The organism is Amycolatopsis sp. NPDC006125 (genome assembly GCF_040614195.1).
Taxonomy (GTDB): domain Bacteria; phylum Actinomycetota; class Actinomycetes; order Mycobacteriales; family Pseudonocardiaceae; genus Amycolatopsis_E; species Amycolatopsis_E tucumanensis.
This window is the reverse complement of the sequence record NZ_JBEXTZ010000016.1, coordinates 90,823-105,125: the sequence shown is the minus strand read 5'-3', so window position 1 is coordinate 105,125 and position 14,303 is coordinate 90,823. Positions and strand designations below refer to the sequence as shown.

Annotated in this window: 15 protein-coding genes; 8 read left to right on the top strand and 7 right to left on the bottom strand. The window is 72.2% G+C overall.

What is annotated here, in order from left to right:
* Positions 1–115 precede the first annotated feature (115 nt).
* Positions 116–1,387, bottom strand: a complete 1,272-nt coding sequence (locus ABZ193_RS11210) for an acetyl-CoA C-acetyltransferase (protein ID WP_020422248.1) — start codon at positions 1,385–1,387, stop codon at positions 116–118.
* An 82-nt stretch (positions 1,388–1,469) separates the two neighbouring features.
* Here ABZ193_RS11210 and ABZ193_RS11205 point away from each other — a divergent pair, with 82 nt between their 5' ends.
* Together ABZ193_RS11205 and ABZ193_RS11200 are read left to right on the top strand one after the other, a co-directional pair.
* Entirely contained in the window at positions 1,470–2,816 is a 1,347-nt protein-coding gene (locus ABZ193_RS11205; RefSeq protein ID WP_354709723.1) for a 3-oxoacyl-ACP reductase, read from the top strand.
* Entirely contained in the window at positions 2,816–3,670 is an 855-nt protein-coding gene (locus ABZ193_RS11200) for a MaoC/PaaZ C-terminal domain-containing protein (RefSeq protein ID WP_354709727.1), read from the top strand. Before ABZ193_RS11205 ends, ABZ193_RS11200 begins: the two co-directional genes overlap by 1 nt.
* Here the strand turns inward: ABZ193_RS11200 and ABZ193_RS11195 are convergent.
* The gene (locus ABZ193_RS11195; RefSeq protein WP_026153636.1) at positions 3,636–4,286 is read right to left on the bottom strand and encodes a TetR/AcrR family transcriptional regulator; all 651 of its coding nucleotides are present in this window, start codon (positions 4,284–4,286) and stop codon (positions 3,636–3,638) included. The two genes, ABZ193_RS11200 and ABZ193_RS11195, sit on opposite strands and share 35 nt — an antisense overlap.
* 61 nt (positions 4,287–4,347) lie before the next feature.
* Here ABZ193_RS11195 and ABZ193_RS11190 point away from each other — a divergent pair, with 61 nt between their 5' ends.
* A complete protein-coding gene (locus tag ABZ193_RS11190) occupies positions 4,348–4,908 on the top strand; it encodes an SCP2 sterol-binding domain-containing protein (RefSeq protein ID WP_027936488.1) in 561 nt (186 codons plus the stop codon).
* Here the strand turns inward: ABZ193_RS11190 and ABZ193_RS11185 are convergent.
* The 4 genes from ABZ193_RS11185 to ABZ193_RS11170 are packed head-to-tail and all read right to left on the bottom strand — an operon-like array spanning position 4,905 to position 7,405.
* Positions 4,905–5,327, bottom strand: a complete 423-nt coding sequence (locus ABZ193_RS11185; RefSeq protein WP_017985824.1) for an FxsA family protein — start codon at positions 5,325–5,327, stop codon at positions 4,905–4,907. The two genes, ABZ193_RS11190 and ABZ193_RS11185, sit on opposite strands and share 4 nt — an antisense overlap.
* Positions 5,328–5,333: 6 nt before the next feature.
* Positions 5,334–5,861 carry a DNA topology modulation protein FlaR gene (locus ABZ193_RS11180; RefSeq protein WP_354709721.1) on the bottom strand — a complete coding sequence of 176 codons (528 nt, stop codon included), beginning with the start codon at positions 5,859–5,861 and terminating at the stop codon, positions 5,334–5,336.
* Between the two features lie 11 nt (positions 5,862–5,872).
* Positions 5,873–6,517 carry an alpha/beta hydrolase gene (locus tag ABZ193_RS11175; RefSeq protein ID WP_354709720.1) on the bottom strand — a complete coding sequence of 215 codons (645 nt, stop codon included), beginning with the start codon at positions 6,515–6,517 and terminating at the stop codon, positions 5,873–5,875.
* Positions 6,518–6,562: 45 nt separating this feature from the next.
* A complete protein-coding gene (locus ABZ193_RS11170; RefSeq protein WP_354709719.1) occupies positions 6,563–7,405 on the bottom strand; it encodes an SAM-dependent methyltransferase in 843 nt (280 codons plus the stop codon).
* Between the two features lie 57 nt (positions 7,406–7,462).
* Between ABZ193_RS11170 and ABZ193_RS11165 the strand changes: the two genes are divergently transcribed.
* Both ABZ193_RS11165 and ABZ193_RS11160 read left to right on the top strand, forming a co-directional pair.
* Positions 7,463–8,104, top strand: a complete 642-nt coding sequence (locus ABZ193_RS11165) for an alpha/beta hydrolase (protein ID WP_354709717.1) — start codon at positions 7,463–7,465, stop codon at positions 8,102–8,104.
* An 85-nt stretch (positions 8,105–8,189) separates the two neighbouring features.
* Positions 8,190–9,983, top strand: coding sequence for an NHL domain-containing thioredoxin family protein (locus ABZ193_RS11160; RefSeq protein WP_354709716.1), 1,794 nt, complete (start codon positions 8,190–8,192; stop codon positions 9,981–9,983).
* Here ABZ193_RS11160 and ABZ193_RS11155 read toward each other — a convergent pair.
* Positions 9,934–10,557 carry a TetR/AcrR family transcriptional regulator gene (locus tag ABZ193_RS11155; RefSeq protein WP_354709715.1) on the bottom strand — a complete coding sequence of 208 codons (624 nt, stop codon included), beginning with the start codon at positions 10,555–10,557 and terminating at the stop codon, positions 9,934–9,936. The genes ABZ193_RS11160 and ABZ193_RS11155 overlap by 50 nt on opposite strands.
* Positions 10,558–10,612: 55 nt before the next feature.
* Here ABZ193_RS11155 and ABZ193_RS11150 point away from each other — a divergent pair, with 55 nt between their 5' ends.
* The 3 genes from ABZ193_RS11150 (at position 10,613) to ABZ193_RS11140 (ending at position 14,273) form a co-directional block, all read left to right on the top strand.
* Entirely contained in the window at positions 10,613–11,959 is a 1,347-nt protein-coding gene (locus tag ABZ193_RS11150; RefSeq protein WP_354709714.1) for a carboxypeptidase regulatory-like domain-containing protein, read from the top strand.
* A gap of 71 nt (positions 11,960–12,030) precedes the next feature.
* Positions 12,031–12,324: a co-chaperone GroES gene (locus ABZ193_RS11145; protein WP_051079572.1), complete on the top strand. Its 294-nt coding sequence runs from the start codon at positions 12,031–12,033 to the stop codon at positions 12,322–12,324.
* A gap of 17 nt (positions 12,325–12,341) precedes the next feature.
* Positions 12,342–14,273 carry a VanW family protein gene (locus ABZ193_RS11140; protein ID WP_354709713.1) on the top strand — a complete coding sequence of 644 codons (1,932 nt, stop codon included), beginning with the start codon at positions 12,342–12,344 and terminating at the stop codon, positions 14,271–14,273.
* Positions 14,274–14,303: the final 30 nt, after the last annotated feature.

Genomic DNA, 14,303 nt, shown 5'->3' with positions numbered 1-14,303 from the left:
GCCCGCCCCCCCCCCCCCACCCCCCCGGCGCCCCGCGGGGCTCACCAAACACAGACCCCGCGGGGGGGCCGGCTGCTGGCCCACAGCAACCGGCACCGCCGCTCAAAACCTCTGTTCACTTCTCCAGGATCGCCGTGATGCCCTGGCCGCCCGCGGCGCAGATCGAGATCAGGCCCCGCCCGGAGCCCTTCTCGTGCAGCAGCTTCGCCAGCGTCGCCACGATGCGGCCGCCCGTCGCCGCGAAGGGGTGGCCCGCGGCCAGCGACGAGCCGTTCACGTTCAGCTTCGACCGGTCGATCGGCCCGAGCGGCGCGTCCAGCCCCAGCTTCTCCTTGGCGAACGCCGGGCTCTCCCACGCCTTCAACGTCGCGAGCACCTGGGAGGCGAACGCCTCGTGGATCTCGTAGAAGTCGAAGTCCTGCAGCGTCAGCCCGGCCTTCGCCAGCATCCGCGGCACCGCATACGCCGGGGCCATCAGCAGGCCCTCGCCGCCGTGCACGTAGTCCACAGCCGCGGTCTCCGAGAACGTCAGGTACGCCAGGACCGGCAGCTTCCGCGCGGCGGCCCACTCCTCGGTGGCCAGCAGGACCGTCGACGCGCCGTCGGTCAGCGGGGTCGAGTTGCCCGCGGTCATCGTGCCGTCCGGGCCGCCGAACACCGGCTTGAGCTTGGCCAGCTTCTCCGCGGTCGAGTCCGGCCGCAGGTTCTGGTCGCGGGACAGGCCGAGGTACGGCGTCACCAGGTCGTCGAAGAACCCGCGCTCGTAGGCCGCGGCGAGGCGCTGGTGGCTGGTCGCGGCGAGGACGTCCTGCTCCTCGCGCGAGATCTCCCACTCCTTGGCCGTCAGCGACGCGTGCTCGCCCATCGACAGCCCGGTGCGCGGCTCGGCGTTGCGCGGAATCTCCGGCACGATCTGGCCGGGCCGCAGCTTGGTCAGCAGCTTGAGCCGCTGGCCCACGGTCTTCGCGGAGTTGAGCTGCACCAGGATGCGGCGCAGGTCGTCGTTCACCGCCAGCGGGGCGTCGGAGGTGGTGTCCACGCCGCCGGCGATCGCCGAGTCGATCTGGCCGAGCGCGATCTTGTTCGCGACGTTGACGATCGCCTGCAACCCGGTGCCGCACGCCATCTGGACGTCCGCGGCCGGGGTCTCCGGCGAGAGCTTGCTGCCCAGCACGCTCTCCCTGGCCAGGTTGAAGTCCCGGGCGTGCTTGAGCACGGCGCCCGCGGCGACCTCACCGATGCGCTCGCCCTGCAGCGCGAAGCGGCTCACCAGGCCGTCCAGCGCGGCGGTGAGCATGTCCTGGTTGGACGCGTTGGCGTAGCGGCCGTTCGACCGCGCGAACGGGATGCGGTTGCCGCCGACGATGGCGACGCGACGAACGTCCATCAATTCCTCCCACTGCGGTGGTGAGCCTCGGATGACAGTGTAACCTACTCACGAGTAGGTAAGCTCGGTAAGGAGGCACGTGATGGCCGACCGGTATCAGCAGTTCACCAAGACGCCGATCGGGAAGTTCCTGGTGCCCAAGCTCGGGCTGCCCAACCCGCCGGTGCTGCGCCGCTACCGCCCCGGACAGCCCGCCCTCGATGGTCCCGCACTTTTCGGCGCCGCGCCCGGTGGGCGGCTCGAAAAGACCGTGCAGAACCAGCTCGCGGCGGCCGGCATCACGGTGCTGACCGAGCCCGCGGGCGGCGACCAGCGCTACGGCGGCCTGGTGTTCGACGCCACCGGCATCACCGACCCCGCACAGCTGCGCGAGGTGTACCTGTTCTTCCACCCGGTGATCCGCAAGATCGGCTACTGCGGCCGGGTCGTCGTGCTCGGCACCCCGCCGGAGCTGGCCGATGGCCGGGAGCGGATCGCCCAGCGTGCGCTCGAAGGGTTCGTCCGCTCGGTCGGCAAGGAGCTCAAGCGTGGCGCGACCGCCCAGCTCGTCTACGTCGCGCCCGGCGCCGAGGAGGCCGCCGAGTCGACGCTGCGGTTCGTGCTGTCGGCCAAGTCGGCGTTCGTGGACGCCCAGGTGATCCGCGTCGGCGCCACCGGCACACCGTCGGTGCCCGCGATCGAGAACTGGGAGAAGCCGCTCGACGGCAAGGTCGCCCTGGTCACCGGCGCCTCCCGGGGCATCGGCGCGGCGATCGCCGAGGTGCTCGCCCGCGACGGCGCGCACGTGATCGGCCTGGACATCCCGGCGCAGGGCGGCGAGCTGTCCGAGGTCGCCAACGAGGTCGGCGGCTCCGCGCTGCAGATGGACATCACCGCGGCGGACGCGCCGGACAAGCTGGCCGCCTACCTCAAGGAGCGGCACGGCGGGGTCGACATCGTCGTGCACAACGCCGGCATCACGCGCGACAAGACCCTCGGCAACCTCACCGAGGGCGCCTGGGACGCGGTGATCACCGTGAACCTGGCCGCGCAGCTGGCGGTCAACGACAAGCTGCTGAGCGAGAAGGTGCTCCGCGAGAACGGCCGCATCATCGGCGTTTCGTCGATCGCCGGCATCGCGGGCAACGTGGGCCAGACCAACTACGGCACCAGCAAGGCCGGCGTGATCGGCATGGTCCAGGACGGCGCGCCGAAGCTCGCCGAGTACGGCGCCACCATCAACGCCGTCGCGCCCGGCTTCATCGAGACGAAGATGACCGCGGCGGTCCCGCTGTTCATCCGCGAGGCCGGGCGGCGCCTGTCCAGCCTCGGTCAGGGCGGGCTGCCGGTGGACGTCGCCGAGACGATCGCCTGGTACGCCAACCCCGCGTCGGCCGCGGTGAACGGCAACGTGGTCCGCGTGTGCGGCCAGGCTCTGCTGGGGGCGTGATGGGCACGAAGGAACTCCGCGAGGCGCCGAAGCTGGCGCCGTTGTACGCCAAGGCGTTGCTGCCACACAGCGGTGGCGGCGGCCTGCCGGACACCGAGTACGTGCGCGCGGGTGTCGACTTCGACCCCGCGCACGTGGCGGCCTACAACCAGGTCTGCGGGTTCCGGCTGGGCGACGAACTGCCGGTGACCTACCCGCACATGCTCGCGTTTCCGCTGCAGATGGCGCTGATGACGCAGCCGGACTTCCCGTTCCCGCTGCTGGGCATGGTGCACGTCGCCAACCGCATCACGCAGCGCCGCCCGGTGCGGCTGACCGACACCGGCACGGTGCGGGTGCGAGCGGAGAACCTGCGGCCACACGAAAAGGGCCGCCAGTTCGACGTGATCAGCGAGTTCACCACCGCCGACGGTCCGATTTGGACAGAGGTGAGCACGTACCTGCGGCGCGGCGGCGGTGAGGGCGGCGGGAAGCGCGAGCAGCTCGCGGCGCCCGCGCCGAAGGCGATCTGGCGCGTGCCCGCCGACATCGGCCGGCGCTACGCCGAGGTCTCCGGCGACCGCAACCCGATCCACCTGCACCCGCTGACCGCGAAGCTGTTCGGGTTCCCGTCGGCGATCGCGCACGGCATGTGGACGAAGGCGCGTGTGCTGGCCGCGTTCGAGGGCAGACTGCCGGACGCCTACACGGTCGACGTGAAGTTCAAGCTGCCCGTGTTGCTGCCGGCGAAGGTGGCGTTCACGTCGTGGCAGACGGGTGAAGGGTGGGCTTTCGAGCTGTGGGCGGCGAAGAAGCCGAAGCCGCACCTGGAGGGGACGATCACTCCTCCGGACGCCACACCGAACCCTCGATGAGGTCGTTGAACCCCAGCCACACCAGGTTCATCAGCCACGACGCGAGCACGCCGTCCGACACCTCGGAGTGATCGAGCCACCAGTCGGCCAGTGATTCGGCGGCTCCGACGAGCGCCACGGCGAGGGCCGGGCCGGAGAACTCGGCCCGGTCCCCCAGGCCCTTCTTCATGCCCGCGGTGACCACGAGCGCGGTGACCACCTCGATGGCGCGCGAGCGCAGCATGGTGATCTCGTCGGCGAACCGGCCGCCGACGGTCAGCGCCTGGCGGTGCAGCACCGTCCAGGAGTCCCGGTACTCGGCGACGAAGCGGTAGAACGACCGCAGCCCGTGCCACAACTGCATGTCCGGCGGCAGTTCCGAGCGCAGTCCGTCGCGGACCGCCTCCAGCAGGCGGCCTGCCTCGCGGCGGATGCACTTGGCGAACAGGTCTTCCTTGGCGCCGAGGTAGGAGTAGATCATCGGCTTGGAGACGCCGGCGACCTCGGAGATCTCGTCCATCGACGCGGAGTGGTAGCCGTGCCGGGAGAACACCTCCACGGCGGCGTCCAGGATCTGCCGTTCTCGCACGGCTCTGGGCAACCGCCGCGAGCGCGGGGTCTTCACGTCTTCCGTCACGCCGACCTCCTTCACGCCGAAACGCTACCTCCTCACCCCTTCGCCGGTAGAATCTCCGCCTGTGTCCGGCACAGTGGTCGACGCGTTCGCCCGCCAGATCGATCTGAGCAGGCTGTCCGCGGAGCAGTTCATCCAGCTGCTCGAAACTCTGCACATGCTGGGGTCGGCCGGGACCGGCGTGCACCTGAGCGGGATGTCCACGGAAACGCTCGCCGACGTCGTGCGGCGCGCGTCGAAGGAGCAGCTCAGGGCGATCGGTGAGCACCCCGAGCTGCGGATGGTGTTCCTGGAGGAGATCTTCCGCCGGATGTCGGACCACTTCCTGGCGGAGAAGGCGCGGTATTCGAGCGTCGTGGTGTGCTGGCGGTTCCCGGGCGGCTCCGGCATCGGCGGGTACGACCGGTTCCAGACGGTCATCGAGGACGGCCGGTGCCACTCGGGGAAGGACCTGGGGCGCGAGCCGGACACGACGATCACGATCGCGCCGGACGACTTCTTCCGCGTCGCGACGGGCAACGCCGCGGTGGCGGCGATGTTCGTGACCGGCAAGGTCAAGGTGAAGGGCGAGTACGCGCCCGCGGTGCGGCTGTCGGGTTATTTCGATATACCGAAGCCGGCTTAGCCTTCGATGATCGGGCGGTTGGTGGTCTCCTTGTCGACCACCTCGCTGTCGACGACGATGAGCCGGTTCGGCATGCGGCGTTCGGCGCGTTTGAGCCAGGCCCGGCGGACGATGCCGCGGGTGGGCGGCAGCAGCAGCGCCAGCCCGGCGAGGTCGGAGAGGAAGCCCGGGATCATGATGAGCAACCCGCCGAACGCGACGAGCATGCCGTCGGTGATCTCTGCGTGCGGCGAGCGGCCGGCGCGAGCGGTGGCGAGGAACGCCTGAGCGGCGCGCGCCCCTTCCCGCCGGGCCAGCCAGGAGCCCAGGAACGCCCCGACGACGAGCAGCCCGAGCGTGCCCAGGAAGCCGATGAGCGAGCTGACCGCCCAAACGGCAGCCACCTCGGCGACGATGTACAGCAGCAACACGACAGCCATACCGGTTCAACGTCCGGAACCGGCGGATTTCTCCCGGGCCAGGCCGGAGAGGAACAGCCCGGCCTCGCGCGGGGTGGTCAGCAGGTACTGCCGGGCGCCGCAGCCGTGCTCGGCGATCGCGCGCAGGGCCCGGGGCCGCGAGCGGCGGCGGAAGGCCCAGATCCAGGCCAGGAACTCGAGGGACAGACGTTCCGGGCAGCCCGGCGCCTGCCCGTCCCGCCCCCAGCCCCGCAGGACACGCAGGACGGCCCGGCGCAGGCAGACCCTCCGCGGCGGGTCGAGAAGGATCACGGTGTCGGCGGCGGCGAGCCGGATCTCCAGCGTGCCGCCGTAGTTCCCGTCGAGGAGCCACCGCTCGCCGGCGACCAGGGCCCGCTGCCGCGCGGCGAACTCCCCGGCGGGCAGCGGCACCCAGCCCGGCTGCCAGTAGACGTGGTCGAGGTGGGTGACCGGGAGGTCGAGCAGCGCGCCCAGCCGCCGGGAGAAGGTCGACTTCCCCGCCCCACCGCAGCCGAGCACCATGACGCGCCGCACGGCCGCCGACCCTAGCCCACCTGTCTCAGCACGGCCGCGAGTTCCGCCGGCCGCGTCAGGAACGGGTGGTGCCCGCACGTCATCTCGACCACCGAGCCAGCCCGTTTCGCCTGCTCGCGTTGCACGTCCGGCGGTGTCGCCGGATCGTCGGCGCACACCACGTACGTCGAGGGCAGCGAGCGCCACGCGGCGGCCCGCACCCGCTGGGTGAACGCCGCCGCGGTCTGCGGGACCAGCCGCGTCATGGCGCCGGCCGCAACGTCCGGGTCGCAGTCGTGCACGTAGCGCGGCGCGAGCGAGGGGCGCAGCGACACCAGCCCCTCCCCGGCGGGCTCCACCGGCGCCACGCCGCCGGTCACGTCGGACAGGGACTCGCCAACGTCGGGCAGGTACGAGTCGACGTAGACCAGGTGCCGCGCCGCCGGGTGATCCGCCGCGGCCTCGGTCATCACCACTCCGCCGTAGGAGTGCCCGCACAGCACCGCGGGGCCGTCGTCCAGCGCCGCCCGCACCGCCGCGACGTCCGCGTACAGGTCACCCCCGCCACCGCAGCTGGGCAGCTCCACCGCCACGCTCTCCGGCAGCAGCGGCGCCATCCGGCTCCACCACCAGGCGCCGTCGCGGACCAGGGCACCGTGCACGAACACCACCCGCATGTCCCCAACCTGGCACCGCCCGGCGGCCGCCGGAAGCGTGTTCGCTCAGGGCTTGCGGGCCACGCCGCCGAGGACGCGGGACTCCGAGGGCGTCCGGCGGAACAGGGTGCGCCGGTCCGGGTGCCACGACGGCGCGTACACCAGCCCGGGCTCGAGCAGCTCCCAGTCGCCGAAGAAGCGGGCGAACTCGGCGCTCGTGCGCAGCTGCCCGGGGTTCGTGGTGCCCTCGTAGTACTCCACCAGGTCGGCCAGCGCCTGCCGCTCCTCGTCGCTGCGCGGGTTTTCGTTCGTCATCTGCGACAGGACCAGCAGCGAGCCCGGCGCGAGCCGGTTCCGGAAGTAGGCCACGCGGCTGTCCGGGTCGTCGGCGTCCTTGATGAAGTGCAGCACCGCGTTGATCACGAGCGCGACCGGCTGCCGCGCGTCGACCATGCCGGTGTCCAGCACCCGTTCCCACAGGTCCTCGGCGTGCATGAAGTCGGCGGCGATCGCCACGTGCCGCGCCGGGTCGGCGCTGTCGGCCAGCAGCAGCTGCGAGTGCGCCAGCGCGACCGGCTCGTTGTCCACGTACACGACCCGGCTGTCGCGCTGGGGCCGCGCCTCGTCGGCGACGTCGTGCACGTTGCCCGCCGTCGGCAGCCCCGACCCGATGTCCACGAACTGCCGCACCCCCAGCCGCGCGCACTCCCGCACCGCGCGGCCGAGGAACTGCCTGCTGGTCTTCATGTACTCGCCGATGAGCGGCAGCCTGCGCCGGATCTTCTGCGCGAACTCCCGGTCGATGGCGTAGTTCGTCGTGCCGCCGATGAAGTAGTCGTAGACCCGCGCCGCGGACGGGCGGTCCAGACTGTTCTCCACAGCGCGCAACGCCTCGTCCATGTGCCCCATGGTAGTGATCAACGAAGTCCGGATGTGATCCGAAATGAATTGCCCGATTGGAGCGTGATGGCCGAATTCGTCCTGGTCCACAGCCCGCTCGTGGGTCCGCAGACCTGGCAGCGGGTCGCCGACGAACTCCGTTCGCGTGGCCACCGCGTGGCCACCCCGTCCCTGGTCGCCGCGCTCGACGGGCCCGGCCCCTACTACCCGCGGCTCTTCGACGCGGTCCGCGAACCCGGCACCTTGGTGGTGCACAGCGGCGCGGGTGCGCTGGCCGCCGGGATCGCCGCCCGCACCGGCGCTCCGCGGGCCGTCTTCGTCGACGCCCTCCTGCCGCACCCGGGTCGCAGCTGGTTCGACACCGCGCCGCCCGAGCTGGCCCAGCGCCTGCGCGACCTGGCCGCCGACGGCAGGCTCCCGCCGTGGCACGAGTGGTTCCCGCCCGGCACGGTCGAGGACCTGCTGCCCGACCAGCGGATCCGCGACGAGTTCCTGGCCGGGTTGCCCCGCGTCCCGCTCGCCTACTTCACCGAACCCGCGCCCGCCGAGACCGAACCGCCGAGCGCCTACCTCCAGCTCAGCGGCGCCTACGACGAGGAAGCCCGCGAAGCCGCCGGACGCGGCTGGCCCGTGCAGCGCCTGGACACCCACCACCTCGCGCCGCTCACCGACCCCGCCATCATCGCGGACGCGCTGGAACGGCTGTGAGATTCCACATCGTGAGCTGCGGGAACAAGCGGATTCCCGCGTCTCGTTGAACCGTTCCGTGGCATCAGAGCAACGGCAGGCGCGCGTGCGCGCGCCCGAACTCGCCGGCGACGTGTGGCTGAACACCGGCGGTGAGACCGTCACGCTGGCCCAGCTGCGCGGCAAGATCGTGCTGCTCGACTTCTGGACGTCGGGCTGCATCAACTGCCTGCACGTCCTGGACGAGCTGCGCCCGCTGGAGGAGGAGTTCGCCGACGTGCTCGTCACGATCGGTGTGCACTCGCCGAAGTTCCTGCACGAGGGCGAGGCCGCGGCCATCGAGGCGGCCGTGCGCCGCTACGAAGTGCACCACCCGGTCCTCAACGACCCCGACATGACGACCTGGTCGCAGTACGCCGTGAAGGCCTGGCCGACGCTGGTGATCGTCGACCCGCAGGGCTACGTCGTGCACACCGCCGCCGGCGAGGGGCACGCCGAGGCGCTGCGCCGGGTCATCGCCGAGCTCGTCGAGACCCACGACGCGGAGGGCACCCTGCGCCGCGGCGGCAACCCGTACGTGCCGGTCGACGAGCAGCCCGCCGACCTGCGCTTCCCCAGCAAGGCGGTGGTCACCGCCGAGGGCCGCATCCTGGTCGCCGACACCGGCAACCACTCGATCGCCGAGTTCGCCTCCGACGGCGAGACCCTGATCCGCCGCTTCGGCAGCGGCGCCCGCGGCCGCGCCGACGGCGCGTTCGACGTCGCGAGCTTGGCCGAGCCGTCCGGTCTCGCGCTGCTGCCCGCCGAGGTCGCCGACCAGGCCGGCTACCACCTGCTCGTCGCCGACACGGCCAACCACCTGCTGCGTGGCGTGGACCTCGTCACCGGCGAGGTGACCACGGTCGCCGGCACCGGCAACCAGTGGCGTGACGGCGAGACCGACGGCGACGCGCTGTCCATCGACCTCACCAGCCCGTGGGACGTGATCTGGTGGGAGCCCGCGGGCGGCGCGGTCGTCGCGATGGCGGGCAACCACACGCTGGGCCTGTTCGATCCGCGCACCGGCCGGATCTCCCGGTTCGCCGGCACGACCGTCGAGGGCCTGCGTGACGGCGCGGCCGCCGAGGCGTTCTTCGCGCAGACCTCCGGCCTCGCCGTCCAGGGCGACCGGTTGTGGCTCGCCGACGCCGAGACCTCCGCGCTGCGCTACCTGGAGGACGGCGCCGTGCACACCGCGATCGGCACCGACCTGTTCTCCTTCGGCCACCGCGACGGCGACGCCGCGGACGCGCTGCTGCAGCACCCGCTGGGCGTCGCGGTGCTGGCCGACGGCACCATCGCGATCGCGGACACCTACAACGGCGCCGTCCGCCACTACGACCCTGCGAGCGGCAAGGTGTCCACGCTGGCGAAGGACCTCGCCGAGCCGTCGGGCCTGCTGGTCACCGGGGACGCGCTGCTGGTCGTCGAGTCGGCCGCGCACCGCCTCACCGCGCTGCCGCTGAGCGCGGACGGGCAGCAGGTCGCCGGGGACGCGCTCGCCGTGCGCCGCCCGCCGACCGAGCTGGCCGCGGGCACGGTCGAGTTCTCCGTCGTCTTCACCCCGCCGCCGGGCGAGAAGCTCGACGACCGGTTCGGCCCGTCGACCCGCCTGCAGGTGACCGCCGCGCCGCCGGAGCTGCTGGCCGAGGGCGAGGGCACCGGCACCGAGCTGACCCGGACGCTCAAGATCGCCGAGGGCCACACCGAGGGCGTGCTGCAGGTCGTGGCGCAGGCCGCGAGCTGCGACGCCGACGCCGAGCACCCGGTCTGCCGGGTGACCCGCCAGGACTGGGGCGTGCCGATCCGGATCACGCCGGACGGGCCGGACCGCCTCCAGCTGATCCTCGCGGGGGCGTGAAGGCGCTCTCCAGCACGTCCATGGCCTGGTGGAACAACGTGACCAGGTCCGGATCCGAACCGGGCTGCCACCGTCCGATGGCGGCCCGGTTCGCGCCGATCGCGGCCGCGGCCGTGGTCCGCACGTAGAGGTCGTCCGCCGGTAGTCCGGTGCGCGCGGCCAGGGCTTCGGCCACCGCCTCTTCGAGCGCGCGGTTGGCCTGTGCCACTCGCGGCATCAGCTCCGGGTGTTCCCGCAGCAGCAGCGTCCGCTCGGTCCACACGTCCGTGGCGGCCAGTTCGGCGAAGCGCCCGGCGAACACCTCCCGCAACGCCGTCAGCGGCGGCTCGTCCGCGGGCCGGTCCGCGATGCGCTGCCCCAGCGTGGCGGCCGCGATGTCCAGCGACAGCACAGCCTCGTCCTTGGTCGCGAAGTAGTTGAAGAACGTCCGCGGCGAGACCCCGGCGGCCGCGCAGATGTCCTCGACCGTCACCGCGTCCGGCCCGTGCCGGCGGTACAGCGTGACGGCCGCGTGGCGCAGTGCTTCGCGGGTGGCTTCCTTCTTGCGCTCGCGCAGACCGGTGGGCGGGCTCACGATTCTTACAGTACTGCATTTTTGCAGCGCCTGCAAAAAGTGATAAGCTGACAGCATGGCGGAACATGTCGAAACCCAGGAACAAGAACCCGGAAAGCTCCGCACCCTGGCCGAAAGCCTGTGGTTCCCGGTCTTCTTCGCCCTCGGCTTCGTCTTCTGCTACCTGCTCGCGTTCCACGCGCCGTCGCCGCACCACATCGAGGTCGCGGTCGCCGACGAGACCGCCGCGGCGCGCATCGAGGCGGCCCTGGGCCAGGCGAGCCCCGACGCGTTCGACATCCAGCCGGTCGCCACCGCCGACCAGGCCCGCCAGGCGGTGCTCGACCGCGACGCCACCGCCGCCTACTCGGCCGATCCGGCGCGCCCGACGCTCTTCGTCGCCAAGGCCGACGGCTACCTGCTCGAATCGGTCCTCAACCAGGCCTTCGCCCCGGTGGCCGCCCAGACCGGGCACGCGCTCACCGTCGTCGACCTCGCGCCGACCGAACCCGGCGACGCGATGGGCACCGGTCTGTTCTACCTCGTGCTGATCTGGAACATCCCCAGCTACATCGTCGTGATGATGTTGCTGCGGGCGGTCACGCTGAGCCGCCGCGCCAAGGTCGCCACGCTGGTCGGCTTCGGCGCCCTGCTCACCCTCATCGGCTACGCCGGCGGCGTCGCGATGGACGTCATCCCGAACGACCCGGTCGCGATCCCCGTCGCATTCCTGCTCACGCAGGCCGTCTCGCTGACCTCGTTCGGCCTGGTGCCGCTGGTCAAGCAGTGGTTCCCCGGGGTGGCGATGGGTCTGTTCGTGCTGCTGTCGATGCCGTCCAGCGGCGGCGCGGTGCCGGTCCAGATGGTCCCCGGGTTCTTCCGCGCGCTGCACCCGTTCTTCCCGATGGGCAACCTGATCGAGGCCCTGCGCGGCATCTTCTACTTCGACGGCCGGGGCGTGCTGCGGCCGGTGCTGGTGCTGTGCGGGTGGGTCCTGCTCGGCGTCGTGCTGATCGCCGGTCACGCCCTCGTGCAGCGCCGCAAGGGCGGCGCGGTCGAGGAGCCGCCGGTCGAGGACCCTGCCTTCGAGATGCCGCAGCCGACCGCGGTGCCGGCGGACCGCCGCCACTTCGGTGAGCCGGTGCCGACGCTGACCGGCGCGGTCCACGCGGCCGACGGCTCACCGGTGCCGGGCGCCGCGGTGACGGTGATGGACGGCCGCGGGCACCAGCTCGTCCGCACGACGGCCGACGACGAGGGCCGCTACGCGGTCGCCGGGCTGCCCGGTCAGTTCGTCGACCTGGTCGTGTCCGCGCCCGGGTTCGAGGCGACCGCGAGCCGCGCGCTGGTGCGCGAGGGCGGGACCACGCACCGGGACTTCACCCTGCGCGGACGGCAACCGCTGGTCTCCGCGGCACGCTGAGGACACGTAGCATTACCGGCGTGTCGGAAGCCAAGAACCTGCCGGACGCCGCGGCGAAGCTGGAAATCCAGATGCTGCACGACCGCGTCCTCGTCCGGGTCTCCGCGGAGGAGGGAGAGCGCCGCAGCAGCGGCGGCATCGTGATTCCGGCGACCGCTCAGGTGGCGCGCCGTCTCGCGTGGGGCGACGTACTGGGGGTAGGCAGTAATGTACGCAACGTGAAGGTCGGCGACCGCGTGCTGTTCAACCCCGAGGACCAGCTCGAGGTCGAGGTCCAGGGCGAGGCGTACCTGGTGATGCGGGAGCGCGACATCCACGCGGTGGCCACCGAGCGCACGGAGCACGGGACGGGCCTGTACTTGTAACGCGTCCGGGAGGAAGCGTGGGGCGGGAGGACCAGTACTGGCCGGAGCGGGACCCTGATTCCCTCCGGAACGCCGAGACCGCGGTCGGACCGCGTCCGCCCGCCGAGTTCCTGCTGGACGAACCGCTCGACGCGACCGAGGACGCCCTGGTCGGGGAACTCCTTGAGGTCGGCGACGCGCCCGCGGCGCCACCGTCGCCCGGCAAGCGCTTCCTGGCCCGCGCGTTCATGGTCGCCGGCTGCCTGCTGGGCGTCGGGGTCATCCTCTACGGCGCGGACCTGATCGTCAGCGCCGGTGACGTGCCGCGCGGCGTCACGGTCGCCGGTGTCGAGGTCGGCGGGCTCAGCCGGGAGGACGCCGAGGCGAAGCTGCGCCGCGAGCTGGGCCCGCGCCTGAACGCGCCGGTCCCGGTCGAGGCCGGGGACGTGCGCACCACGCTCGACCCGGCGCGGTCCGGCCTGACCGTCGACTGGTCGTCGACCGTCGCGCAGGCCGGGCGCCAGCCGCTGGACCCGCTCGACCGGATCACGTCGTTCTTTCGCACCCGCGAGGTCGGGGTCGTCACGTCCACCGATCCGGACAAGCTGCACCAGTCCATCGCGCGGCTGGCGGCCGAGCGCATCAACCACCCACCCACCGAGGGCAGCATCGGGTTCGTGACGGTCCCGGGCACCGACGGCGGGGTGAACCCGTACCCGATCGAGCCGAGAAACGGGCAGGACCTGGTCGACGTCAAGGGCGCCGGGGACATCCTGCGGGCCACCTGGCTGGACAAGAGCGGCGTGCGGCTGCCGGTCGTGCTGACGCCGGTCAAGGTCACCTCGGCCGGGGTGCACTCGGCGCTGGAGCGGCTGGTCGCGCCCGCGGTCGCCAAGCCGGTCACGCTGCACGGCGACGGCGCCGACGCGGTGCTCAAGCCCAGCGCGATCGCCGCCGCCCTGAAGTTCAGCCCGGCCGACGGCGGCGCGCTGCGGGTCGAGGCCGATCCGGGGAAGCTGCAGCAGGCGGTGCGGGACCCGCTGGTGTCCACCGAGAAGCGCGGCAAGGACGCGCAGATCGTGTTCGCCGGTGGCGCGCCCGCCGTCCAGCCGTCCGAGGACGCGCGCAAGATCGACTGGAACCGGACGTTCCAGCCGCTGATGGACGTCCTCGCCAAGCCGGACGGCCGCGACCTGGCGGTGCGCTACCAGACGACCCGCCCGCAGACCACCACCGAGGAGGCGAACGCGCTGGGCATCAAGGAGGTCGTCGGCGAGTTCACCACCAGCGGGCTGTCCGGCCCGGCCGCGACGAACGCGCGGATCATGGCGGACAAGGTGAACGGCACGATCCTGCGGCCCGGTGAGACGTTCAGCCTCAACGCGCGGGTGGGCGCCCGCAGCCAGTCGCAGGGGTACGTCCCGGCGCCGGTCAACGAGGACGGGTTCGGCCCGGAGGTCATCGGCGGCGGCTCGTCGCAGCTGGCGACGACCCTCTACAACGCGGCGTACTTCGCGGGCCTGACCGACGCGGGCCACACCGAGCACAGCTACCACCTGGACCGCTACCCGGCGGGCCGGGACGCCGTCGCGATCACCGCCGACGGGGCGGCGGTGGACCTGAAGTTCACCGACAGCCTCAAGAGCGGGGTGGCGATCCAGGCGTCGGTGTCCGGCGGCAGCGTCACGGTGAAGATCTGGGGCACCAAGCAGTACCGCGTGGAGTCCTCGACCGGTTCGTTCTCGGACTTCCGGCCGCCACCGCTGCAGCCCGGCGGCCCCGGTCCGGACTGCCGCCCGTCCGGCGGCCGCCCCGGCTTCACCACCACCGACACCCGGGTGCTCTACGACGTGACCACCGGAGCGGAGGTCCGCCGCGACACCAGGACCGTCACCTACGCCCCGAAGCCGGCCGTGCTGTGTGGTTTCGGGGTGAGCTCCGACCCGGGGCACGGCACGGAAATCCGGTAGCGGAGCCGCCGGGGCCGCTGTCAGCATCCG

Coding starts and splice junctions, on each gene's coding strand:
- ABZ193_RS11210 (WP_020422248.1), bottom strand. CDS start 1,387: ATGGACGTTCGTCGCGTCGCCATCGTCGGCGGCAACCGCATCCCGTTC.
- ABZ193_RS11205 (WP_354709723.1), top strand. CDS start 1,470: ATGGCCGACCGGTATCAGCAGTTCACCAAGACGCCGATCGGGAAGTTC.
- ABZ193_RS11200 (WP_354709727.1), top strand. CDS start 2,816: ATGGGCACGAAGGAACTCCGCGAGGCGCCGAAGCTGGCGCCGTTGTAC.
- ABZ193_RS11185 (WP_017985824.1), bottom strand. CDS start 5,327: ATGGCTGTCGTGTTGCTGCTGTACATCGTCGCCGAGGTGGCTGCCGTT.
- ABZ193_RS11175 (WP_354709720.1), bottom strand. CDS start 6,517: ATGCGGGTGGTGTTCGTGCACGGTGCCCTGGTCCGCGACGGCGCCTGG.
- ABZ193_RS11170 (WP_354709719.1), bottom strand. CDS start 7,405: ATGGGGCACATGGACGAGGCGTTGCGCGCTGTGGAGAACAGTCTGGAC.
- ABZ193_RS11165 (WP_354709717.1), top strand. CDS start 7,463: ATGGCCGAATTCGTCCTGGTCCACAGCCCGCTCGTGGGTCCGCAGACC.
- ABZ193_RS11150 (WP_354709714.1), top strand. CDS start 10,613: ATGGCGGAACATGTCGAAACCCAGGAACAAGAACCCGGAAAGCTCCGC.
- ABZ193_RS11145 (WP_051079572.1), top strand. CDS start 12,031: ATGCTGCACGACCGCGTCCTCGTCCGGGTCTCCGCGGAGGAGGGAGAG.